The sequence below is a fragment of the Sphingobacterium sp. UBA7855 genome, assembly GCA_002500745.1.
Classification (GTDB): Bacteria; Bacteroidota; Bacteroidia; order Sphingobacteriales; family Sphingobacteriaceae; genus Sphingobacterium.
Map to the genome: position 1 here is coordinate 512,279 of DLST01000010.1, position 23,722 is coordinate 536,000.

The 23,722-nt window shown below is 40.4% G+C and carries 17 protein-coding genes; 6 read left to right on the forward strand and 11 right to left on the reverse strand.

Annotated features, from left to right (window positions below):
• The first annotated feature begins 14 nt into the window (after positions 1–14).
• Positions 15–1,118 (forward strand): HlyD family secretion protein, encoded by a 1,104-nt coding sequence (locus B2107_RS08425; protein WP_293954950.1) that lies wholly within the window; start codon positions 15–17, stop codon positions 1,116–1,118.
• A 2-nt stretch (positions 1,119–1,120) separates the two neighbouring features.
• Positions 1,121–2,704, forward strand: coding sequence for an MDR family MFS transporter (locus B2107_RS08430; protein WP_293954952.1), 1,584 nt, complete (start codon positions 1,121–1,123; stop codon positions 2,702–2,704).
• 206 nt (positions 2,705–2,910) lie between these two features.
• Here the strand turns inward: B2107_RS08430 and B2107_RS08435 are convergent, their stop codons facing one another.
• The 3 genes from B2107_RS08435 to B2107_RS08445 are packed head-to-tail and all read right to left on the reverse strand — an operon-like array spanning position 2,911 to position 6,216.
• Positions 2,911–4,065, reverse strand: a complete 1,155-nt coding sequence (locus B2107_RS08435; protein WP_293954954.1) for a glycosyltransferase family 4 protein — start codon at positions 4,063–4,065, stop codon at positions 2,911–2,913.
• Positions 4,052–5,053 (reverse strand): lysylphosphatidylglycerol synthase transmembrane domain-containing protein, encoded by a 1,002-nt coding sequence (locus B2107_RS08440; protein WP_293954956.1) that lies wholly within the window; start codon positions 5,051–5,053, stop codon positions 4,052–4,054. Before B2107_RS08440 ends, B2107_RS08435 begins: the two co-directional genes overlap by 14 nt.
• Positions 5,041–6,216 carry a glycosyltransferase family 4 protein gene (locus B2107_RS08445; protein WP_293954958.1) on the reverse strand — a complete coding sequence of 392 codons (1,176 nt, stop codon included), beginning with the start codon at positions 6,214–6,216 and terminating at the stop codon, positions 5,041–5,043. Before B2107_RS08445 ends, B2107_RS08440 begins: the two co-directional genes overlap by 13 nt.
• A gap of 146 nt (positions 6,217–6,362) precedes the next feature.
• Here B2107_RS08445 and B2107_RS08450 point away from each other — a divergent pair, with 146 nt between their 5' ends.
• Positions 6,363–7,406, forward strand: a complete 1,044-nt coding sequence (locus B2107_RS08450; protein ID WP_293954960.1) for an endonuclease/exonuclease/phosphatase family protein — start codon at positions 6,363–6,365, stop codon at positions 7,404–7,406.
• Between the two features lie 128 nt (positions 7,407–7,534).
• On the opposite strand, the gene B2107_RS08455 is transcribed toward B2107_RS08450, so the two are convergent.
• Entirely contained in the window at positions 7,535–9,160 is a 1,626-nt protein-coding gene (locus tag B2107_RS08455; RefSeq protein WP_070565495.1) for an ABC-F family ATP-binding cassette domain-containing protein, read from the reverse strand.
• A gap of 272 nt (positions 9,161–9,432) precedes the next feature.
• On the opposite strand from B2107_RS08455, the gene B2107_RS08460 reads away from it, so the two are divergent.
• The 3 genes from B2107_RS08460 (at position 9,433) to B2107_RS08470 (ending at position 13,502) form a co-directional block, all read left to right on the forward strand.
• Positions 9,433–10,413, forward strand: a complete 981-nt coding sequence (locus B2107_RS08460; RefSeq protein ID WP_293954963.1) for a hypothetical protein — start codon at positions 9,433–9,435, stop codon at positions 10,411–10,413.
• 505 nt (positions 10,414–10,918) lie between these two features.
• The gene (gene nhaA, locus B2107_RS08465) at positions 10,919–12,106 is read left to right on the forward strand and encodes a Na+/H+ antiporter NhaA (protein WP_293954965.1); all 1,188 of its coding nucleotides are present in this window, start codon (positions 10,919–10,921) and stop codon (positions 12,104–12,106) included.
• Between the two features lie 169 nt (positions 12,107–12,275).
• Positions 12,276–13,502 carry a DEAD/DEAH box helicase gene (locus B2107_RS08470; protein ID WP_293954967.1) on the forward strand — a complete coding sequence of 409 codons (1,227 nt, stop codon included), beginning with the start codon at positions 12,276–12,278 and terminating at the stop codon, positions 13,500–13,502.
• Between the two features lie 62 nt (positions 13,503–13,564).
• Here B2107_RS08470 and B2107_RS08475 read toward each other — a convergent pair whose 3' ends face one another.
• From B2107_RS08475 to B2107_RS08505, 7 genes are all read right to left on the reverse strand, one after another.
• Entirely contained in the window at positions 13,565–13,930 is a 366-nt protein-coding gene (locus B2107_RS08475) for a VOC family protein (protein WP_293954969.1), read from the reverse strand.
• 146 nt (positions 13,931–14,076) lie between these two features.
• A complete protein-coding gene (locus tag B2107_RS08480; RefSeq protein ID WP_293954971.1) occupies positions 14,077–15,492 on the reverse strand; it encodes an efflux transporter outer membrane subunit in 1,416 nt (471 codons plus the stop codon).
• Between the two features lies 1 nt (position 15,493).
• The gene (locus B2107_RS08485; RefSeq protein WP_293954973.1) at positions 15,494–18,655 is read right to left on the reverse strand and encodes an efflux RND transporter permease subunit; all 3,162 of its coding nucleotides are present in this window, start codon (positions 18,653–18,655) and stop codon (positions 15,494–15,496) included.
• Positions 18,656–18,839: 184 nt separating this feature from the next.
• Positions 18,840–19,958 (reverse strand): efflux RND transporter periplasmic adaptor subunit, encoded by a 1,119-nt coding sequence (locus B2107_RS08490; RefSeq protein ID WP_293954975.1) that lies wholly within the window; start codon positions 19,956–19,958, stop codon positions 18,840–18,842.
• Positions 19,959–20,198: 240 nt separating this feature from the next.
• Positions 20,199–20,960 carry a LytR/AlgR family response regulator transcription factor gene (locus tag B2107_RS08495; RefSeq protein WP_293954977.1) on the reverse strand — a complete coding sequence of 254 codons (762 nt, stop codon included), beginning with the start codon at positions 20,958–20,960 and terminating at the stop codon, positions 20,199–20,201.
• Positions 20,960–22,063: a sensor histidine kinase gene (locus B2107_RS08500; RefSeq protein WP_293954979.1), complete on the reverse strand. Its 1,104-nt coding sequence runs from the start codon at positions 22,061–22,063 to the stop codon at positions 20,960–20,962. The genes B2107_RS08495 and B2107_RS08500 overlap by 1 nt, the downstream gene beginning before the upstream one ends.
• A 216-nt stretch (positions 22,064–22,279) precedes the next feature.
• A complete protein-coding gene (locus B2107_RS08505; protein WP_293954981.1) occupies positions 22,280–23,707 on the reverse strand; it encodes an efflux transporter outer membrane subunit in 1,428 nt (475 codons plus the stop codon).
• Positions 23,708–23,722: the final 15 nt, after the last annotated feature.

The following is a 23,722-nucleotide window of genomic DNA, read 5'->3' on the forward strand; positions in this document are numbered from 1 at the left end:
CAATTAATCTAGACATGGAAAATACAATAGAAAACGCACCTGAGAAAAAAGGTACAAATAAGAAATTCACCATTGTTTTGGCTGCACTCATTATTTTCGGTGGGGCTTACGGTGGCTATAAATACTTGCATGGTCAGGCGCACGAAACGACTGATGACGCACAAGTAGAAAAAAACATGAGTCCGATTATTCCCCGTGTTGGTGGATTCATTTCAAAAGTCTACGTAAAGGACAATGATTTGGTTAAAAAAGGGGATACGTTATTTACCATTGAGAGTCAAGACTATCAGGTTCGTGTGGACGAGGCATTAGCAGCCTTGGCAGCAGCTCAAAGTAGCTTTGATGTTTCAAAGGCAGATGTATCTGCGTCTTCGGCAAATGTAGCGATCTCTGATGCAACGATCCAATCGAATTTAGGCAGCATTGAAGCAGCACGTATCCGTGCGAAACAGGCAAACAATGATTATATCCGCTACCAAAACTTATACAATAACCAATCCATTACGAAACAGCAGTACGAGCAGGCATTAACGGCTAAATTGGAAGCCGACAAGCAGGTTGAAATTTTGCAACAGCAACGCAATGCCAGTGCGTCGCAACGTAATGCAATCGTCAGTAAGACTACAGTGGCTTCAAAACAAACTTCTGTTGCTGAGGCGAATATAAAAAGAGCGAATGCACAGCTTGAGGCGGCTAAATTGAACCTTTCTTATACCGCGGTACTTGCATCGGTTGATGGGCAGGTGTCTAACATTAAGGTTCAGCCCGGTCAAATGGTCAATCCAGGTCAATCTTTGTTCTACATTGTCGATAATATTGAAACTTGGGTCGTTGCCAACTTTAAAGAGACGCAATTGGAAAAAATGAAGCCTGGTCAAAAGGTGGGAATCAAAGTGGATGCTTATCCTAATATCGAATTTGAAGGTGAAGTAAATTCTTTCTCACCGGCGACAGGATCGCGTTTTTCTTTATTGCCGCCAGATAATGCGACTGGTAACTTTGTGAAGACTGTTCAGCGTTTACCTGTAAAAATCAAATTGACAAAAGACAATAAAGCAGAAAATGTGGCTTTGCTCAGACCGGGCATGAATGCTGACGTAGATGTGCATGTTCAATAACTATGGAAAATTTAAATCAACAAGATAGTCTGGTTGAATATGGTTTTCGACGTGTTGTAATTACGATTACAGCGGTGCTTTGTGCGCTGTTGGAAATCGTGGATACAACCATCGTCAACGTGGCTCTGAACGACATGAAAGGTTCGTTGGGGGCGACCTTGACCGATGTCGCTTGGGTTATTACCGCGTACGCGATCGCCAACGTAATTGTGATTCCGATGACCAGCTGGTTGTCCCAACAATTTGGACGGAGAAATTACTTTGCTGCGTCTATTATCATATTCACGGTATCTTCATTTTTATGTGGTAACGCGACCAATATTTGGGAGCTTGTTGCATTTCGTTTTATACAAGGGATGGGCGGTGGAGCTTTGTTGGTAACAGCACAAACCATCATTACAGAAAGTTATCCGAAAGAAAAACGTAGTATGGCTCAGGCCATCTATGGTATGGGGGTTATTATTGGTCCTACATTAGGTCCTCCTTTAGGTGGATATATTATCGATAATTTCTCCTGGCCTTATATATTTTATATCAATGTGCCCTTAGGTATTATTGCTACATTGTTGACCTTATCTTTTGTACGCAGCCCCAAATACAGCCAAAAACAATCTGCAAAGGAGGTGGATTGGTTTGGTATGATCTTTTTAATCATGTTTATCGGTTCTCTTCAATTCGTTTTGGAGCACGGACAGCAGGATGATTGGTTTGACGATCCATTGATTTTAGGCCTATCAATCTTGTCTGTTTTCGGACTATTATTCTTTATCTGGCGGGAACTGGTGTACGACAAACCCATTGTTAACTTGCGGGTATTGAAGGATAAGAATTTGCAGGTGGGTGTAGTGATGAGCTTTATCCTCGGTTTTGGCTTATTCGGCTCGACTTTTATTATTCCAATCTATACCCAGTCGATATTGGGATGGACGGCCACAGACGCAGGTTTGTTATTGTTGCCAAGTTCGATCATGACCGGTATCATGATGCCTTTTATAGGAAAGATGATCCAAAATGGTGTTCCTCAAAAATATATGGTTGCCGTGGGGCTTAGTATCTTTTTTGGATTCTGTTTTTGGATGTACAGTCTCATGACCAATGATACGGGATCTGAGCACATGTTTTGGCCCCTGATTCTACGTGGAGTTGGCTTAGGATTGTTGTTCGTACCTGTCATGACACTCTCACTATCGACATTACATGGTAAGTCAATTGGTGAAGGTGCTGCCTTTACAGGGATGATGCGCCAGTTGGGTGGTTCATTTGGAATTGCTTTGATCACGACATTTATTGCCCGTGATAGCCAAAAACATCGTGTTGACCTGGTTGCCAATTTAGATCCAAGTAAATTTGATGTGCAACAACGGGTGCAACAATTGCAAATGAGTTTTCAGTCGAAAGGCTTTTCGCCTAATGAGGCGCTTGCCAAAGCGCATCAAATATTAGACATGAGTGTGATGAAGCAAGCGACCGTTTTATCTTATATGGATGTGTTTTTGTATCTCGGGGTTGTCTTTCTGATTTGTGTTCCTTTTGTATTGATGATCAAACAAGGGAAAACACAGATCGATATGTCCAGTGTACATTAGTATTGGATTCTTCTGCTGCGCTGTTATCATAGTGCACCATCCGTGAAGAACAATTTATCGTTCAATTAAAAAGTCCTCAAAAAGTGTTTAACTTTTTAAGGACTTTTTTTATGCACCAAGCAAGCAAGTTCTCTAAACAAAGCCTTTTGAAGAGCTTTTCCGCGTGGATGACAGATGCAGTCAACTTGATGCGGTATTACGGTCAATTATTTATCTGCTGCTGTAACTAAGTCTGCAAATGATTGGCAATAGGATCTAGCCATAATATCCCAGCTATATTGTTTTAAGGTATTCTGTTTAAATTGTAGGCTTAGCTTTTTATAGTGGACTGGATCTGCTAAGATGGCTTGAAGTTGTTCGATCCATGCGTGTTGGTTTTCGCTTGGCAGGACAAGCCCATTGTAATTGTGTGTAACGGCGCTCGTAATTCCTTCTAATTCGGCGGCGACAACAATTGTGCCTGCTGTGGAAGCTTCTAGGCAGACGAGCCCAAAGCCTTCCATATCACCGGCCACTTCAATATTGGGCATCAAAAAGGCCTGTGCGTTGGTCAGAAGGCTTTGCAGTTGTTCGAATGGAACTTTTCCAAGATGTTCAATTTTTTCGGGGTATGCTTTCAGTAATTTTCGGATGGCCCCTTGATCGGTGGGAAATCCTAGGAATAGGGTGATTAAATGATTTATCTTTTTTGGTGTAAGCTGCAATAGGCGTTCTTTCCATGTCGGTTTTTGATCGAATGGCCCCACCATTAGTAATTTGAAATCGCACTGAATCGCGGGGATGACATGTTTCATCAACCACGAGAAGCCCTTCCGCTTAACAGGGCGTCCCAAAGTGATAAAATAGGGCCTGCTTTCGCAGGTTGGTTCATTGTTTTGAGTGGAGCAGTGTATCGGATCTACACCGTTGGGTATAACAATAATTTTGGATGGATCGATACCACGTAACTGGGCGGCGGCGGCGGTAGCTTGGCTCACCGCAATAAGCTGATCAAATGTATTAAACCGCGGTATGATCTTACGTTGAAAATAACGAAGTGGAAAAACGATATCCAGACCGTGAAGCGTGACAGCACGTTTTAAATGGGTATATCCTTTATGAAAAGAGGCTAAGGACGCAATTAATCCATCGTTAAAGTGGATAAGCTTGATGCCGGGGTTATCGTTAATTTTGGCGAGAATGCGGCGATTCAGCTGGAAGAAGAAGGCTAAAAGAGGTTCCTTATTGTCATAGACTAAGGTGTGTACCTTCAAGTAAAGAGCTGCGGTATTGATGAGTTCAAAGCTTTGCTTTTCCATACCGCCAACACTTGGGGGATATTTGTGGCTGACAAATAGTATTTCTATTTCAGATGGGGACATGAACTGGTTTCTTTTTGATGCATAGATAAAATATAAAACCCAGCGCTACCCAGATAAGCTGTCGGCCGCGACGTAATAATGAAGCACTGAGCCAAATACTACCTCCTGTAATACCGATCATATGGAGTAGGAGCTTATTGGCGATTTCTTCAATACCCAGTTGCCCTGGAATAAAAGCACCGATGCTTTTCAGCACAATGACACTCATATCTACTATTAAACCATGTATTGGTAGAACTGCGACACCCAAAAATTTTAGAATATAATAGAATTCAAGGCTGCCAATAATCCAATGTAGTGCAAAAAGTAAGTAAGAATACCAAAAAACCTTATTTTGATGTTTATAAAAGTCTTTTACACTCCAAAGTAGTGATTGAACATGCGCTTGTGCTTTTCCAAAAGGTGTTGCTGTTGAAGCCTTGGTTTGTGAGGGAATTTTTGCAGCTATTAACCAGTAAAGTATCAAGATCATCAAAAGAAATAAAAATAGACAGATCATATAAATTACTGGGCCTGCGTAGCGTATAATTTCATTTTTTAAAGGAGAAAATATCAACCAAATCATAGCAATAAAAAAGAGTGTCAATTGAGACAGTACGGCAGTAATACGGGATATTGCAACCGAATTTAATCCTTCTTTTAAAGGAATGTCATAACGGGTTATCAATTGTGCCTTTAATAAATCGCCACCGATAATGCTTGTGGGATTGAATAGTCCAACGGTTTCCCCGATTTGACGGACGGCAAAGAGTTCGAGCAGATTGACCTTCTTTTTTGCAGGGCCTAAACATATCCACCAAGCTAATGTACCTAAAAAATAGGCCGCGCAAGTTGTAAACAAAATAACGATGAAGCGATAACCAACAGAGGAGAGCTCTTTTTTCAACGCATTTAAATCGCTTTTCGCTAAAAAGATCGTGATGGACGCCAGAATCAAAAGTAAAAAAACACCTTTGATGAGTTGGCTTGGGTTTGTTAATTTGCCCATGCCAAATCGACTTCCTGTGTTTTGTCTATCAATAGTTCAATGTCATTAAAATAGCGTCCAGCTAGTCTATTCCAATCCAGTTGCCCAACATAGGATAGACCTTCAATGACGAGATTACTTTTTAAGCTTGCGTCGGAGAGAATTTTTTTGAGGTAGTAAACATATCCAGCCGCATTTTCAGGTTGACACTTAAATCCATTTTTTCCGTGCTGAATCAAGGACGCCGAGCCTCCGCCGTTGGCGATAACACAAGGAAGTCCGGATGCTAATGCTTCGACGACGACGTTTCCATACGTTTCTGAGACCGACGGAAAAACAAAGACATCGGCCGAAGCATATAAAATTGCGAGCTCATCATGGCTTTTCTTTCCTAAGAAAATGGCTTTAGGCATCTCTTGCATCGCAATTATTTTGGCTGTTCCTTCACCGACAACAATGAAATTATAGTCGAGGTTTTGGGCATGTATCTGTTGATAGATTTCAATAAGCGTTTTAATATTTTTTTCCCAGACGATACGACTGACAAAAAGGATTGTTGGTTTGTCATTCTTTGTGATGGTCTGCAGTTGAGATAGATTCTTTTTTTGGGGGTTAAACAGAGCTGTGTCTATTCCTCTTTGCCAGAGCTTTAATCCTTCTTGTTGTAAGCCGATCTGCTGTAATTCATTTAGAATGGATTTGGTCGGTACATAGACAATATCACATTTATTGTAAAAGTTATTCATTGCTTTTTTTATCCATTGTTCAGTCGGTTTGACTAAGGGTAATATGTTTTTGAAATAATAGGCGATGTATGAAATGAAGTGTGTATGATAGATTGTAAGGACAGGAATACCTTTCCGTTTGGCATAATTTAAAGCAAAAAAACCTAAAAGGGAAGGAGTTGCAATATGGATCATGTCGGGAGCAAATTTATCTAAGGCGAGCTCCAGTTTCTTTTTAATAAGCTGTGGAATAGCGAGACAATAATCGTCATTGACCGGTATTTTGAATGTGGGAACCTTGTAAGAATGGAAATTTCGAAATTGCGTAGGGCCGCCGCCATAAATAAAGAAATAGTCATATTTCTGCTGGTCTATACGGTTTATCAACTGAAACATTGTCCGTGATGCACCGTCAAAATCCTCGACGAGTATCTCTGTAAAGAAGGCTACCTTTCTCATGTTATTCTTATTAGGGGTTGTATAAAAATAGTTGAAAGCTTTAACCCCTATGCTATGCAGGTATTAACCTTTTGTCATTATAGTGTTTATAAATTATTAGCTTTTAATGATTTGTGTATAATTATTAAAAGTAGAATTAATTGAATATGATAACAGAGCTAATGTGGGTGGAGTACCTTTGGAGTGAACAAAATATTCAGTCCATGCTATTAGATCTATTGTTCGAAAAAAAAATTGGACCCAAGGGTTTTCGAAAGATTGTCATCTTATTTATCTGTGCGTCTGCCGGTGTCATGTTGGGTTTTAAGTTGAAGCCAAAACAACAGCCGAAGTTCAGTAATTCGGTGTATGCAGCTATGCCGGAGGCGACATACGGAAAGCTAAATTTGTTAACATACAATATAGCTGGCCTTCCTGAATTGATTTCCAGTGCTGTAACCGAGCGGTCTTCCAGTATTAGGTCGATCGGCAATCGGATCAATGCGTTTGATATTGTCAATGTACAGGAGGATTTTAACTACAACAAGTTTCTTTACAGCGAAAATAAGCATAGCTACCGAACGGCAAATATGGGTGGAGTACCTTTTGGAGACGGACTGAGTACACTTTCAAAATATCCGATCGTAGAGTTTGAGCGAATAAGCTGGACCGATTGCAATGGTGCAGATTGTCTGACGCCTAAAGGCTTTTCTTATGCTCGAATTCAATTGGCCAAGGCAGTATTTATTGATGTTTATAATGTACATGCGACAGCGCAGGATGATCAGAATGCAACGATTGCCCGGCAGAAGAATATAAATCAGCTAAAAGCCTATATCAAAAAGTATTCGGCTGGCAGACCACTTTTGATTATGGGTGACTTTAATGCACATTATGCTTACGAGCTGGATAACATCGGTTCTTTTCAGAAGGACTTAGGTTTGGTAGATGCATGGGTAAGTTTACGCAACAAAGGTGATATTCCCGGGCATAAAGTGAATTTTGAAGCGAAAACAGCATTGGAGTTGACAGAGGATTGCGAAGGTATTGATAAAATTTACTATCGCAATAACCATCTTTTGCTATTTGAGGCAAAGAATTATCAGGTTCAAAAAAAGCTTTTTCAAAACGAAAAGGGCCAAGATTTATCCGACCATTGTGCGGTGTCCTTACAATTAGGTTGGCGTGTTGTCAAACCTTCGGTTCAGTAAAGTAAAACTTTCTCAATTCTTTCATATCAATCGCGATTAGCACTGAACCCCTCAGTGTTTTTTAATGGACATCAAAAAAGCCCCATAAAATGAATTATGGAGCCTTTATTAAATTGGGATAAATTATCTTATTTATACATTTCTTCACGTTGTGCTTTCACTACATCGCTATTAATGTATTCATCGTAAGTCATCAATTTGTCGATGATACCTTTCGGCGTCAATTCGATGATTCTATTGGCAACAGTTTCAGTCAATTCGTGGTCACGGGATGTGAACAGCATGGATCCTTTAAAATCAGACATTCCATTGTTCAATGCAGTGATAGATTCCAAGTCCAAGTGATTGGTTGGTTCATCGAAGATCAGGAAGTTGGCACCTTGAAGCATCATCCGGGAGAACATACAGCGCATTTTTTCTCCTCCCGAAAGCACAGATACTTTCTTCATAACCTCTTCACCGGAAAACAACATTTTCCCTAAAAATCCCCTTATAAACTGTTCGTCTGCTTCTGGGTTAGTTGTATATTCTCTCAACCAGTCCACTAAATTATCACTTTTTCCTTCGAAGAATGCGGCATTTTCAATCGGCATATCGGCAGGAGTGATGGTAACGCCCCATTTGAATTCGCCGCCGAAATCGGTGTCTCTACCAGTGATAATATCGTAAAATGCTGTGGTAACCAATGAATTTGGACCTAGAACAGCGATTTTATCGCCTTTATTAATCATAAATGTGATATCCTTAAAGAATACCTCGCCATTGACCGTTTTGCTTAATCCTTCAACTTGTAGCGTTTGATCTCCTGGTTCACGATTCATGGTATTGAACATGATGGCAGGATATTTACGGTTGGATGGTTTAATCTCGTCAATATTGATCTTATCCAAGGCTTTTTTACGAGAAGTAGCTTGTTTGGATTTGGAAGCATTGGCAGAGAACCGACGGATAAATTCCTGGAGTTCTTTTACTTTATCTTCCATTTTCTTGTTTTGATCAGAACGTTGTTTTAACGCTAATTGAGAAGATTCGTACCAGAATGAGTAGTTACCCGTATAGATTGTCATCTTACCAAAATCAATATCCACTGTATGCGTACATACAGCATCCAAGAAGTGACGGTCGTGGGATACAACGAGGACGATTGCTTCGTAACTCGCTAAAAAATCCTCTAACCATGCAATGGTATTAATATCCAAATCATTGGTAGGCTCATCGAGAATCAAAATATCGGGTTTACCGAATAATGCTTGCGCTAAAAGTACGCGGACTTTTTGGTTACCGTCGATTTCAGAAACCAACTTATAATGTAGTTCTTCTTTAATACCCAAACTGCTCAATAAAGTTGCGGCATTTGATTCGGCATTCCATCCATCCATTTCAGCAAAAAGACTTTCCAATTCGCCGGCACGTTCGCCGTCGGCATCAGAGAAATCCTCTTTCATGTAAATGGCATCTTTCTCTTTCATGATTTTGTAAAGCTCTTGGTTACCCATCATGACAGTTTCAAGAACAGTAAACTCATCGAAAGCATAGTGATCCTGACTTAAAACAGACATGCGTTCGCCTGGCGTGAATGCCACTGAACCTGTCGAAGGATCAACTTCCCCCGAGATAATTTTTAAGAAAGTAGATTTACCCGCTCCATTAGCGCCAATAATACCGTAACAGTTTCCAGGTGTGAATTTTAGATTGACATCTTCGAATAGTACACGTTTACCAAAACGAAGGGAGAGATTTGACACATTAATCATGCTGCAAAGATACGTTTTAATATTGTATTTTTAACTATTTACGGTGATCAGTTTCAGGAGAAATTGAGGAGAGTAATGTCGGGGAAATCAACTGTTTTTAGCTTCTTTTGAAAATCTGTTTGCTGTGAAATTTCAATGGATGAATAGGATCGTTGAAATGACGTGTGAAATCCGGTAATGTGTGCAAACAATGAATTAATAAATTATAAATATTGTGTTGGTGATTTAAATTGGCTTCTTTTTTGTGGACAAGAGCTGAAATGAAATCAATTATGAAAAGAAATAGAATAACCGGTGTCGTTATACTTACAGTTGCTTTTTTATTTAATATCCAAGGAGCCTCGGCTCAATTTGGAGGGCTATTGGATAAGGCAAGCAAAGCCGTTGCTTCCAAGGGAAGCAAAATGTTGGGTTTGGATAAACTGCTAAAGGAACCAGAAGCGATTAGTACAAGTTTTGAGGATGTAAATAGGAAGGGGGAGCAAATGCCCGATTTTCAAAATACGGCTGTTTATAAACCTTTAGAAAATTTGCAAAAGAATGGCAATGATGGTTACGTATTGGAGGCTGGACATTTTGAAATGACCAATAAGAGCTATTGCTTGAAAGCAGGTACTTATGCGCCTTCGAAAGGTGATGGATATATGTATGCACCTACATTGGGCAAGAAGAGAGAAGTGGTCATTGCAATTTTGAAAAGTGCTGAAAAGCACCCGGAAGTTGCACAATCTGATATACAGATGCTATTGTGGACGATCATAGCGAAGACAAAATTTATTGATTATTCGGGTCCGGTGAAAGAGACAGCCTTAAAATTGCTTACAGCTGAACAAATTTTGCATTTGGAAGGTGGTGCGCTCGGCGTTTTGCCATTCGATGTTGTCCAAAAGGCAAAAGACCAAATGCCTCCTGCAGTACAGACAATCTTTGAAGCGGAAAATAATATTCGGCAGCTAGTTTCCTCAGGAAACTATTCGTACGCTGATTTTGAACAATATGCAATCTTAGCTGGTATGGCTGAACCTCGTACGGACGTGCCAAGTGGTATTTGGACGCTTCACCCCGATGGTTATTATGTTCGCTATTTTCCAAGTGGTTATGCGATTACCAAAGTTCAGGTGTATGTCCCTCAAGAGTTGATTACAAAATTGAATGGCAAGAAGCTTGTATACGATGCAGCAGACGATATTGCATGTCCGGCAAATACGGGATCGCAACGATTAGCACAAACGAATGAACCGATTCGTGATTAATATGTTGAGTCATTGAAAGTTTGATGGGAAGTGAAGGGGATGTGGAAGGAAATTTAATGAATAAGGGNNCCCTTATTCATTAAATTTCCTCTTTTGCCTCCTGTATAATATATAAACAATGACAATGATAGCGATGATTGCTAAAATAATGTAATGGGAACCTGAATGTTGGGTTTTATCCTCTGTCGTCTGCGCATATGTAAAATTTGCTACGAAAAGAAGCACCATGAAAATCCACTTCTTGCACATAATAAACGGTTTATTAACTATAGTAGCAAGCTAAGTATTTTTTGCAACAAAGTCAAATTAATTCGGTAAAAAAATAAACAAATTTTCATAAAATTTTAATGCATAACCTCTGTTTCTCCCATTTGATTTGTTAGGTTCGAAAAATAAAAGGGTAGTTAGATTGGATATAGCCCGGGATATCGTCGCTCGAATTCGGTAAATGGTCCTAAAAATCGTATCTTGTCAACCTTTGTAAGCGTTTTTAGATATTCAAATCATGTCAAAACTTATCAATTTAACTGTCTTTAGAGAATTCTTAAAATCCAGCTTTGCAGGTGGAATTATACTTTTTTCCTGTGTTATTCTAGCATTGATCGTTGCAAATACACCTTTGTATGCCAGTGTAATGGAATTCCTGAACAAGGAAGTAGGCTTTGAGAGCGATCATGTTCATTTAAAATATTCGTGGCTATTGTGGCTCAACGATGGTTTGATGGCTATTTTCTTCTTACTGGTGGGGCTCGAGATAAAACGTGAAATTGTAGAGGGTGAACTCTCATCGCCAAGTAAAGCAATCCTGCCCATTTTGGCTGCGGTTGGGGGGGCACTTTTGCCAGCCATCATTTATTTTGCTTTGAATCAGGGCACCTCGACTGTACATGGTTGGGGTATCCCCATGGCAACGGATATTGCATTTGCTTTAGCCGTTATCACGCTTCTCGGGAATAAAGTTCCTGCCAGTCTTAAGATCTTTTTGGCTGCTCTGGCCATTGTTGATGACTTACTTGCCATATTGGTGATTGCGATCTTTTATAGCAATGGTATTCATGCGACCTATTTATTTATTGCTTTAGGCATCTTTCTGTTTTTGATCGTGTTGAATAAACTGGGCGTTAAAGCGATATGGGCTTACCTTATTCCGGGTCTATTTATTTGGTACTTTGTGCACCATTCTGGCATTCATGCTACAATAGCGGGTGTGCTTGTTGCCATGACGTTGCCAACAACACCGGACGCGGAAGAATCCCCCCTGGAAAAATTGGAGCATCTTTTGGCCAAACCTGTCAATTTTATTATCATTCCATTATTTGCTTTTGCGAATACGCTTATTCCAATCCATGGGGAAATGATTGGTGGATTGACTTCAAAATTGGGGATTGGTATTATCTTCGGTCTTATCGCTGGTAAATCAATTGGTATATTTTTGATCTGTTTCATCGCCAAAAAACTGAATATTGCGCAATTACCGGAAGGGGCTGGCTGGAAACAGATTTTTGGAGTAGGCTTATTGGGGGGAATCGGTTTCACGATGTCGATCTTCATCTCGATACTGTCTTTTGATGATACCATATTAATTGAGGAAGCAAAGTTTGCTGTGCTGATCGCTTCTTTTTGCTCAGGCATGCTTGGTTATACTGTTTTGAGTGTTGTGTCATCTGGAAACAGAAAACAGATTACCGATTAATTTCATCTACAGAAACATGCTATGTTTGGCTTGCAACTTCATTCCTAATTTCTGCGTGGATTAGTCCAACGGCGACGTTGTTTGGAATAAGTAACGAGCTATCGGTATTAATTTTAGAGTTTTATGAATTAGATTTAGTAATTTAGGGCACAACAATAAAAACAATACGTTGAGATTTGATGAATTTGGCTTTGTTCCAGCTTTGGAAGAAGGTTTAGAAAGTATGATGTTTGAGGAAGCTACGCCGATCCAAGAACAGACCATCCCGATTATTAAAGAGGGAAAAGATATGATTGCCTGTGCACAGACAGGTACAGGTAAAACAGCGGCTTATATGTTGCCGATCCTCGATGCGATAGCGCGGGATTCAAGGGAATCCATTCTTGCTATTATCCTTGTTCCCACCCGGGAACTTGCTATGCAAATCGATCAGCAAATTATGGGCATGTCTTATTATACCGGTGCAACATCCATAGCCATCTATGGTGGGGGCGACGGTATGGGGTACGAGCAGCAAAAGCGCGCTATACGAGAGGGAGTAAATATCATTGTTGCTACGCCGGGTAGGTTGATAAGCCATCTTACCTCCATGAAGATTGATCTCTCTCACTTAAAGCACTTTGTTTTGGATGAAGCCGATAGTATGTTGGATATGGGATTTCAAGACGATATCTTACGTATTGTAAGTTATCTGCCGAGGAAAAAGCAGATGCTTTTGTTTTCAGCAACTATGCCAGTAAAAATCAGGTCCTTTGCCCGAAAAATCCTACTAGATCCTGTGGAAGTCAATATTGCCATTTCCAAACCCTCGGAAGGAATTGATCAACGTGTATATCTTGTCTATGATCAACAGAAAATGGAGCTCCTAAAATCGATACTGAAGGATCCGAACTATGTATCGGTTATTATTTTTGCATCCCAAAAGACCACGGTCAAACTTCTTGCTCAGGAATTACAGAAGCAAGGAATTGATGCCGAGGGATTCCATTCGGATCTCGAGCAGTCGAAAAGAGAAGATATCATGGGCAGATTCCGCTCCCGTCAGGTACGGGTACTGGTGGGTACCGATGTCATCTCCCGTGGTATCGATGTTGTGGGGATCAGTTTGGTCGTTAATTATGATGTTCCACCAGATCCGGAAGACTATGTTCACCGTATCGGGCGTACCGCGCGGGCAGCGACCACAGGAACGGCCATTACCTTTGTTAATGAAAAGGACCAGAATCGCTTCGTCCAGATTGAAAGTTTAATAGGTTATCCGATTGAACAACTGCCATTGCCTGAGGGGTTTGAAGCGGGACCTATTTACAACCCTGGCAAAAAAAATCCGCAGCATAAGAAGAAGCGTTTCAATAGGAATAAAAATAAAAACTATCAGAAAGCTAAAAAGGCTTAGTTTTAGACTATAAAGCCCCCATATCAGAAGAACATGGGGGCTTTATAATAAAATGTATATTTTTATTCTATAGTCCACACGGCTAATTCATATCCATCAGGATCCTGGAACTGAAATCTTTTTCCGCCCGGGAAACTGAAAATATCTTGCAATATCGTGCCGCCAGCACGGATAACCTGATCACGCGTAGCCTGTAGATCGTCGGCATAGATAACGACGAGAATACTGCCATTTCTGGGGGCACCAAGTGTAAAACCACCATCAACATATTTTCCTCCAAAAGATGTATATTCCGGCCCGTAGTCTGTAAACTCCCAACCGAAGCTCGTCGTATAAAATGCTTTGGAACGTTCAAGGTCGCTTGATACAAACTCAAGGTATTGGATCTGCTGGTTAACAAATTTTTGTTCAGTATCAGTATTGCTCATAAAGGTAATATCTATTTAATGTATGTATAATAAATTGTTAGATCTGTTTTTACGGTTTAGGAATCAAAAGCCAAACCGTTTGATAAATATAGGGCTTTGTTGAAAATGATACGCATTTTTTCTTTTTAACCTGTCTTCTTCACCATTCAATCTGTTCCGCCACCCAGTGCACGGTAAAGATCTATGGCTGCGTTGAGCTTTTCCCGTTTTACTGTAATACGTTCCAAATCATTTTGAAGTGCATTGTTTTGGGCAGTTATCACCTCCAAATAGTTTGCCATCCCACTTTTGTAAAGTAAGGCCGCATCAGCGGTGGCTTTTGCGAGGGCATTTGATTTGGCGTGGATAAGTTGCAGGCGCTGTTCTGTATGTTTGATTTTTGCCAAGGCATCCGAAACTTCCGAAACTGCGACCATAACCGACTGTTTAAACTGCAAAGCTATCTTTTCGCGTTCGATGACCGATATCTCATAGTTTGTTTTCAAGGCCCCTTTCTGAAAAATCGGTTGAGCAATATTCCCTGCTATTGTTTTCACAATAGAACCCGGTAGATCAAACCATTTGCTAAATTGAATGGAGTTTGTACCAATGGACGGAGTCAAGCTTATGGAGGGGTACATTGCTGCTTTAGCGAGTCCCATTCTGCTTGTCGCAGCCACAACAGCGTATTCAGCTGCTCTGACATCTGGTCTGCGGCTTAATAGTTCGGCCGGTACCCCTGCGGCAAGTCCGGCTCCAACAATCGTATCATCTAAACTTGCTGTACGTTGAATGCCCTCGGGGAAACCTCCGCAAAGAATGCTCAGTGCATTTTCTTCGACCGCCATATTTTGATGGGCTAGGGGAATCAATAATTCAGCAGTTTTCTTCTGAGCTTCGGCTTGCTCCACAGCAAGCGAACTGACCAGTGATGAGTTGTATTGCAAACGTATCATATTCAATGTGCTATCGCTCAATTGAACATTTCTTTGTGCAATCGTAAGCTGTTCATCCAAAGCAATCAGATTATAATAGGACTGGATGACCTGTACAATAACCCGGGTTTTCAGGGCCGATAAATTTTCCTTTTGGCCAAAAAAATTGGCCAAGGATTCCTCTTTTTGCATTTTTACCTTTCCCCATATATCGGCTTCCCAAGACAATCTGAGCGTAGCACTATAATCGTCCATATAGGGTGTCCCAATAAATTGGTCGCTCAGTGAGCCATTCAAGGAGTTGCTCGATAACCAGGTTCTATTCGCTCCAATGCTTAAATCAGCTGTTGGCAGTAATCCTTTCTTAGACTGCTTGTACGCGAGTTCCAATTGTTGCATGTTCAGGAGTGCTACATTGACGTCCGTATTATTGGACAAAGCCTTTTCAATGAGTGATGTCAACAGGGGATCCTGTACAAAGTTACGCCAGGATAGCTGTAGCGTATCAGACGTCACGACAACCTCGCTGTTTTTGAAATTTTCGGGCATTGCTATCTCCTGACGGGTGTATTTTTTGCCCACGCTGCATGCAGACAACAACAGGGTAGTGCTTGCGAAAATTGTTATATAGTGATGAAATTTTTTCATTTTAATCGTTTGTATTGTGTACTGTATTGTCCGTAAGTTTTTTACCCGAAACTTTTTCTTGCAAATATTGGAACACCAGGTACAGTAATGGTATAATAATTACGCCAAGGATAACACCGCTTAACATACCCATTGCTGCTCCTGTACTGATGGAATGGTTGCCTGTGGCCGTTCCGCCGGTCGCAAACATCAAGGGGCCCATACCCGCAATGAAAGCCAATGAAGTCATCAAGATTGGGCGTAGACGAGCTCTTGCGCCTTCTAAAGCCGAATCAATGAGTGAGGAGCCTGCTCTTCTCCGCTGTAAAGCAAATTCAACAATCAAAATGGCATTTTTTGCCAAAAGACCGATGAGCATGATCAAGCCGACCTGGACGTAGATATTGTTGTCCAACCCAATAGCATGTGTTCCTAGGAAAGAGCCGATCATACCTGTTGGGATGGATAACAGGACGGCAAGAGGCAATAAGTAACTTTCGTACTGTGCTGATAGTAAGAAATAGACAAATAGCAAGCTTAATGCTAAGATAAGTACGGTTTGATTGCCTGATGACTTCTCTTCCAAACTAAGTCCCGTCCATTCGTAGCTGTAGTCTCCCGGTAACTTGGTCAATACATTTTTCTCCAATGTTTCCATGATCGCACCATTACTGATACCAGGCGTACTAACAACGTTTATCGTGAGCGAATTGTATAAATTATAACGGGTTACCGACTCAGGACCATACACTTTACGAAGTGTGACCAAGGTATTCACAGGGACCATTTGGCCAAGGTTATTTTTGACAAATATTTCGTTGAATGCTTCTTTATCGGTTCTATAAATGCCATCCGCTTTAACTGCTATCCGATAGAATTTACCAAAACGATTGAAATTCAATGATTGGTCACCCGCAAAGTAAGTTTGAACGGACGAAAGCATTTCACTGACATCTACACCAAGTTGGGCCGCTTTGTCTTCATCTACTTCTAACTCCATCTGTGGATAATCTGCTCTGAACATGGTATAGGCAAATTGCACTCCCGGTTGTTTCATAATCTGCGCAATAACGGAGTCGGACATTGCTTTGAGCTCTACCGGCGATTTACCAGCTCTGTCCTGCAAAACGAGTTCCGCGCCATTCATCATACCATAACCATCAACAGGAGGGGAGCGAAATGCCATTGCGTTACCTTCTTTGACACTGGATAATTTTTGTGAGATCACTTGGTGAATCTGATCAATATCGTTCATCTCACCACGTTTCTTTTTATCTTTCAAGCGTATAAATCCTGTCGCATAGGCTGCGCTGGAGTTGTTACCGATCATATTGAATCCAGTAATACTTGTATGGCTTTCAATCGAAGGGATATCGGCAAGTAGTTTTTCGATTTTTTCTACTGCTTTTGTTGTTCGGTCCAGTCCCGTTCCTGGGGGCATTTCCAAACTGTATACGACAAAGTTATCATCTTCCATTGGTACGAAACTTTTGGAAGTGCTTGTCATGAGGTACCCCGCAACGCCAATTGTAGCCAGGATCAAAAGTGCGGAAATCCATTTTTTCTTTGCCAGGAATTTTAATGAACCAACGTATCGGTTGGTCAAGTTTTCGAAGCCTGCGTTAAACGCTTTGAAAAAACGCTGAGAAAACCCAGTTTTTGGGGTCTGTCCATCTTGATTTTCGGCGTGTGTATTTTTAAGTAATAATGCACATAGTGCAGGTGTCAGCGTCAAGGCATTGATCGCAGAGATCACAATGGCGATCACAAGAGTGTAGGCAAACTGTTTATAGAACATACCCGATGAACCTGTCATAAATCCAATGGGAATAAAAACTGCACACATCACCAAGGTAATGGAGATTACAGCTCCTGTGATTTCACTCATGGCACTATGGGTAGCCTGTTTACCTGTTAAATTGGAAGTCTCCATCTTTCCATGTACTGCTTCGACAACGACAATTGCATCATCGACAACAATACCAATGGCGAGTACGAGGGCAAATAACGTCAATATATTGATGGTAAAGCCCAACACGAGCAGGAAGAAGAAGGTACCTACAATAGCTACAGGGACTGCAATTGCTGGAATAATAGTCGATCGTATGTCTTGTAAGAATAAGAATACAACGAGGAAAACCAAAATGAAGGCTTCAATCAATGTCGAACGTACTTGAGCTGTACTTTCATCCAAACGCTCTTTGGTACTGATCAATTTAAAAATTTTGATTCCAGGAGGGAATGAGCGTTGCGCTATTTCAATCTGTTTGTCGATTCCAATTTCAATTTCATTGGCGTTGGAGCCTGATGTCTGGAATATACCGATGGTAACGGTATTGAGACCGTTATTTTGGGAATTACCGCTATAGCTGATCGAGCCAAACTCAATACGTGCCACATCCTTTAAACGTACGATCTGGACATTATTGTTTTTAACGATAATGTTTTCATACTGCTCTGGAAGATTCTTTTTCCCCTTATAGCGTATAACATATTCAAGAGGTGCATTTGATTCTTCACCTAGTTTTCCAGGTGCAGATTCCAGACTTTGTTTGGAAATTGCAGCAATAACTTCTTGCGGCACAAGTCCATAACTTGCCATTTTTTGCGGATTCAACCATACACGCATCGAATAGTCTTTGGAACCAAATACCATCGCCTGACCGACCCCGGGAACACGCTTGATCTGTGGGATCAAGTTGATGTTCACATAATTCTGTAAAAATAGTTCATCATATTTTTTATTATCTTCTGTATAGATATTAAATATCATGATCATACTATTTTGTTGCTTGGAGGTTGTTAATCCCATTCGGACAACTTCTTGTGGCAAGATCGGAGTAGCCTGTTGTACTCTGTTTTGCACGTTGACGGCTGCTTGATCTGGGTTTACACTTGCTTTAAAGACAATGCGCACCGAGAATGTACCATCGTTACTTGCAGTCGATGTAATGTATTCCATGTCCTCCACACCATTGATTTGTTCTTCAAGGGGTGTAACAACTGATCTCAATACTGTTTCGCTATTTCCTCCGGGATAGCTTCCGGTAACTTGGACCGTGGGCGGGGCGATATCCGGGAATCGCGTTTGGGGCAGCCTAAAAAGACCGATGACCCCCAGTATGACAAATATGATCGATATAACAGTTGCCAAAACTGGCCTGTCAATAAATTTCTTTAACATTTTAGTATAATTTTTATACAGCTTTTAGTACCATTTTTTAAAAGTGCATACGGAACGTATAGGCGTGTTACCGCTCTTTGGACGTTGCAGCTTTTGCCATGATTGCTATTGCCTGGATTTCTCCCAAATATTTAAAAAGGAACTTTTTCAGCAGCTCTGTCGTTGCTATCTACGCTCCATCTGGTTACATGGTGGATTTTTTAGTCGGTTGAACTTGCATTCCATCGTTAAGCATGTCAATCCTATTCATAACGATTTTTTCACCAGCTGTAAGTCCTGATTTAAGTAAATAGGCGTTGGCGGTATTTCCCGCAATTTCAATCTGTTTCATGGAAATTTTGTTCTTTTCGCCAATAACATAAACGAAGTAGCGATCTTGAATATCCTTGACAGCCGCCATAGGGACCAACAAAACGTTTTCGTGCGCTTTTTTCAAGATTACTTTGGCTGAACCACCCGAACGGAGAATTTTATCAGGGTTGGTGAAACTTGCTTTAAGTGCCATGCTTCCGGTTGTTCTGTCGATGTTACCACTGGCTAATTCTACTTTCCCCGAATGGTTGTATGCCGTTCCATCAGCTAGTAATAGCGTTGCTTGTTGATTGGATGATTTGTTATTCTGATCTTTGATAAAGGCTATAAAATCGGCCTCACTCAATGAAAAATACACATTTACGGTATTGATTTCAGATAGCGTTGTTAACGGTGTCGCATCTGCTGCGGTAATTAAATTTCCGATCCGATTAGGAATACGGCCGATATAACCACTCACTGGTGCATTGATCAACGTAAATTTGGCATTTATTTGCGATGAACCGAGTGCAGCTTGTGCTTGCGCTACCTGTGCTTTAGCTGCGGCATAATTGGCCTCTGCAGTTTTTAACTGTAATTCGGTATACACTTTACCTTCAACAAGTGGTTTGATTTTTTCAATCTCCAATTTTGCGTTTTGTTCTGCCGATAAAGCAGCTTGGTAAGCTGCCTTGCTGTTGTTTACTTGTTCGTTGTAGACATCAGCTTTTATTTTGAAAAGGGGTTGACCCTGGGATACATAGTCTCCTTCTTTGACATAAATCTGATCCAGATATCCCGTTACTTGCGCTTTGATATCGACGTTGACGGTCCCCTCTAATGTACCAGGATATTTTTTTTCGGTCTCCGCGTGGGTAGGAGATAATTCGATAAAGTCAACAGTAACTGCCTGCTCTTGCGGTTGTTCTTGGTTGCCTCCACAGGACGATAATAATGCTGCTGCTGTAATAAGTGTAAGGAAAGGTTTTAAAGTCATCGTTCTTTGTGCCATTTTATCATTTTATAATGAAACAAAGAAAAGAATTCTTTTAAGCCATAAGGCAAAGAAATCTACCGAGACGTTACAATTGCTTACTGAAACGTATCAGTGATGAGCTGAATTTTACGATATTAAATGGTACGATCCAATTGTGTTGAAGATATTGGTCTGATCGATTGGCATTCCCTTCTTCATCGCGAAAACTTACTTTACCTTTCTGAGGAAAAAAGGAGCAAGCGGATCAGTTTAGCATTAATAGTCTAACCAATTTTTTAGCAGTTGAGCCTTTTCTCTGCTCACAAGGATTTCCACTTGATCGTTATTTTTAATTTCTATTTTTAGTTTTCCGTTGAAGTGGTTATGTAATCTTTTGATCGCATCTATATGTATAATGAATTGCCTGTTGGCGCGAAAAAATACTTTTGGATTCAATTGCTGTTCGAGTTCTTCCATTGTTTGAGGGACAATTTCGACAGTACCACATTTGAGTTGCGCATGGGTAAGTTTAAATTCGGAGTAAAAGTATAATATTTCTTCGACGAGAATGGTCTTATAACCGTCTTTGAATGGAATTAGAAAACGTGAGCGAAAATCTTTTGGATAGATAAAATCCAATAAACCTTGAAGCGGTTGTTGGTTGATCTGGAGATCTTTTTGATAGTCAAGTTTTTGGATGGCATTTCCCAGCTCTATTTTTTCTATAGGTTTGAGCAAATAATCTATGCTATTGAATTTAAAAGCCCTCACAGCGTATTCGTCAAATGCTGTTGTAAATATGATTGGGCAGTCTATTTTTATAGTCTCTAATATTTCAAAGCTTAAGCCATCGGATAAACGAATATCCATCATGACCAGGTGGGGAAGTTCATTGCTATTAAACCAATTGATGCTATCCGCAATATTATCAAGTACATCCAAAATAACGATGGATGGTTTTATTTCTTTCAAAAGTCGCTTTAAACGATCGGCATTGAGTTTTTCGTCCTCGATGATTAATACTTTGGTTATATTCATTATGCTTGCGCTAAAAGTGGGAGGATAACGTTAAATGTTTTGCCATCATTCTTTATTTGCAGTTTTAAGTTGGATAGCAAATCGTATCTTTTAATGATGTTTGAAATTCCGATTCCCGATGATTCGGATACATTCTCAATAGGAATTAATATATTTTCAACAACAAGTTGATTCTGGGCGTTGGTGTAGACTTTAATTTTCAGCGGTTTTCTCTTATTTGTCTGATTATGCTTTAATGCATTTTCTACCAATAACTGTAAGGTAAGAGGAGGCAATTGGAAATTGCGTTTGGCGGGGTTAACGTTTATTTCGAAGTTTACCCCATCGCCAAATCGGTTTTTGATGAGAAATATGTATGAATTTAGAAAGTTGAGTTCTTCTTCGAGTGAGATAATGTCCTTTTTGGAATTGATAAGAAGGTAGCGATATATTTTGGAGAAGTTTTCTGCATACTCGTAACCTGATTGCTGGTCTTCGAGAATGATTTCTGAGAGTACGCTCAGGTTATTAAATACGAAATGAGGGTCGATTTGTAATTTTAACGATTGAAGTTCTGTTTCTAGAATGACCTGATCGAGCTTTGCTGCACGCATGGACTCATTTTTCCAGTTGGTGATCAAATGACTACCGATATTGATACCCATTATCATGAGCGCAATCAAAACACTAATTGTAATATTTTGTATCATGCCTCTTTTTTCCTCCAATGATGGGGCTATAGTAACATTTTGGGGACCAACGTAATATTTTGAGATGAGGTACTCCAAGAGTAAGTTGATAAATAATACCGTCAAGAGATTGATGACGGTTTCAAGTAGTAGTCGCTCCGTAGGGCTATCTTTCCAAGTTAAAAACTTGTCAAGTTTGTCATGGACAATGATGCTGAATTCGGATATGATAAAGCTGTAGATGATCGTAAAAGTCCACTCGCCGAGTATTTCGAACATGTTTCTTTGAAAGTAGCCATCCCAGCAACTCGAGAAAGGATCAATAATATAGGCGACGAGATAAATAAGCAGAAAGGACAGAAAGGTAAATATCAGCCTTTTTTTATTTGTACTAATTAGAGTCTTATCGTTTTTATAGATCGCTATATCCTGCATTCTTTTAACTTATGTGTATCGGTGAAATCTATGCAAATTTCGTAATTCCTTTTAGTATTGGACGACAAATTTCTGCTGAAGCGTATAAAGCCCCTACTGAAATATCAATTTGATGCTCTCAGGCGTATAATGCTGGAACAAACAAAAGATGGAGACCCTAGGGTCCCCATCTACCAGATATGTATAAATAAAATTAGAAAATGCTTGTTTAAAGTATTAATTATTGCTCCATCCCCCCCCTAAGGACCGGTAAAGATCAACAACAGCAGCAAGCTCCGCTTTTTTTACTTGAGCAAGCTCAAGCTCGCTTTGTAAGATGTTACTCTGGGCCGTTATCACTTCCAGATAGGTGGCCATTCCAGTTTCAAATAGGAGGTTCGCATGTTTTGTAGCTTCTTTTAACCGGTTAGTTCTATCCGAAGTAATCTTTTGTTTTTCTTTCAATTTTTGAATTGAAATTAAAGCATCGGAAACTTCTCCAGCTGCTGAGATTACTTTTTGCTTGAAAATCAATACGTTCTTTTCTTGTTCGACACGTGCCAGTTCATATTGGGTTTTCAATTCCTTCCGCTGTAAAATTGGCTGCGTAATACTCCCTGAAATTGCACCAAATAATGAAGCCGGTAAGTTGAACCAATTGCTTGCCTTGAAAGCATTTACTCCTGCCTCGGCGCTAATAACCAAGGAAGGATACATGCGCGCTTTTGCATACTGTTGATAGGCCTGTGAAGCTGTAACAGCTAGTTGGGCCTGTTTTACATCCGGACGATGACTTAACAAATCGGCTGGGACGCCAGTTGCTAATTCTTCGGGGAATTGAATATTCGACAATTTCTCCGCTATTTTAATTTCCTGCGGGAGTTTTCCGCTAAGAATCTGGATGGCATTTTCCTGAATAGTGATCTGCCGTTCAAAGTCGGGGATTAAGGCAGCTGCAGACAACCGCTGCGCATCAACCTGTTCCAACGCAAGCAGCGTAATGTCACCAACTTCATATTGTTGCTGGACGATGCGTAAGGTTGTATCGCTTAATTGCAAGTTTTGTTTGGCGATATCACGCAATTGATATAGCATCAGCAGTTGATAGTAACCTTGTGCAACTTGTGCAATTAATTGGGTTTGAATTACTTTTTTCGCTTCTTCTGTCTGTAGATAGGAAGCTAAAGCAGCGCTATTTTGATTTTTGATTTTACCCCATAGATCGGCCTCCCAGGATAAACCTAAGGATGCCGTATAATCCTCCACATGATGTTGGCCTAAAAACTGTCCGAGGCTCAATCCATTCATACTGTTATTGGATGGGTTGGTGCTATTTCCCCTGATCTGTAGTTGGGCTGAGGGAAGATAGTTCGCTTTTGCTTGTTTCAGGCTCAGTCGAGAGGCTTCTATGTTTTTCAGTGCTAGCTGCATATCTAAGTTATGTTGTATTGCACTGTCAATCAATGTCTGTAGGATTTGATCTTTAAAAAAATCACGCCATGGAATAGAGCCAATGCTAGTTTCCTGCGGAGCTTTAGCCTGGTCGCGGTACTGCTCGGGTAAATTGGGGGCAAGGTGTTGATTGCTGACCAACTTATCTGTTTTGCAAGACCATGCGACAAAAGATAAGATGAAAACCGTCAGTAATTTTGCTTTACTATTCATATATTTAAATTTTGT

What these genes read in the sequence shown, in the direction of transcription:
- B2107_RS08425 (WP_293954950.1), top strand. Translation starts at nt 15, where the DNA reads ATGGAAAATACAATAGAAAACGCACCTGAGAAAAAAGGTACAAATAAG.
- B2107_RS08430 (WP_293954952.1), top strand. Translation starts at nt 1,121, where the DNA reads ATGGAAAATTTAAATCAACAAGATAGTCTGGTTGAATATGGTTTTCGA.
- B2107_RS08435 (WP_293954954.1), bottom strand. Translation starts at nt 4,065, where the DNA reads ATGTCCCCATCTGAAATAGAAATACTATTTGTCAGCCACAAATATCCC.
- B2107_RS08440 (WP_293954956.1), bottom strand. Translation starts at nt 5,053, where the DNA reads ATGGGCAAATTAACAAACCCAAGCCAACTCATCAAAGGTGTTTTTTTA.
- B2107_RS08445 (WP_293954958.1), bottom strand. Translation starts at nt 6,216, where the DNA reads ATGAGAAAGGTAGCCTTCTTTACAGAGATACTCGTCGAGGATTTTGAC.
- B2107_RS08450 (WP_293954960.1), top strand. Translation starts at nt 6,363, where the DNA reads ATGATAACAGAGCTAATGTGGGTGGAGTACCTTTGGAGTGAACAAAAT.
- B2107_RS08455 (WP_070565495.1), bottom strand. Translation starts at nt 9,160, where the DNA reads ATGATTAATGTGTCAAATCTCTCCCTTCGTTTTGGTAAACGTGTACTA.
- B2107_RS08460 (WP_293954963.1), top strand. Translation starts at nt 9,433, where the DNA reads ATGAAAAGAAATAGAATAACCGGTGTCGTTATACTTACAGTTGCTTTT.
- nhaA (WP_293954965.1), top strand. Translation starts at nt 10,919, where the DNA reads ATGTCAAAACTTATCAATTTAACTGTCTTTAGAGAATTCTTAAAATCC.
- B2107_RS08475 (WP_293954969.1), bottom strand. Translation starts at nt 13,930, where the DNA reads ATGAGCAATACTGATACTGAACAAAAATTTGTTAACCAGCAGATCCAA.
- B2107_RS08480 (WP_293954971.1), bottom strand. Translation starts at nt 15,492, where the DNA reads ATGAAAAAATTTCATCACTATATAACAATTTTCGCAAGCACTACCCTG.
- B2107_RS08485 (WP_293954973.1), bottom strand. Translation starts at nt 18,655, where the DNA reads ATGTTAAAGAAATTTATTGACAGGCCAGTTTTGGCAACTGTTATATCG.
- B2107_RS08490 (WP_293954975.1), bottom strand. Translation starts at nt 19,958, where the DNA reads ATGGCACAAAGAACGATGACTTTAAAACCTTTCCTTACACTTATTACA.
- B2107_RS08495 (WP_293954977.1), bottom strand. Translation starts at nt 20,960, where the DNA reads ATGAATATAACCAAAGTATTAATCATCGAGGACGAAAAACTCAATGCC.
- B2107_RS08500 (WP_293954979.1), bottom strand. Translation starts at nt 22,063, where the DNA reads ATGCAGGATATAGCGATCTATAAAAACGATAAGACTCTAATTAGTACA.
- B2107_RS08505 (WP_293954981.1), bottom strand. Translation starts at nt 23,707, where the DNA reads ATGAATAGTAAAGCAAAATTACTGACGGTTTTCATCTTATCTTTTGTC.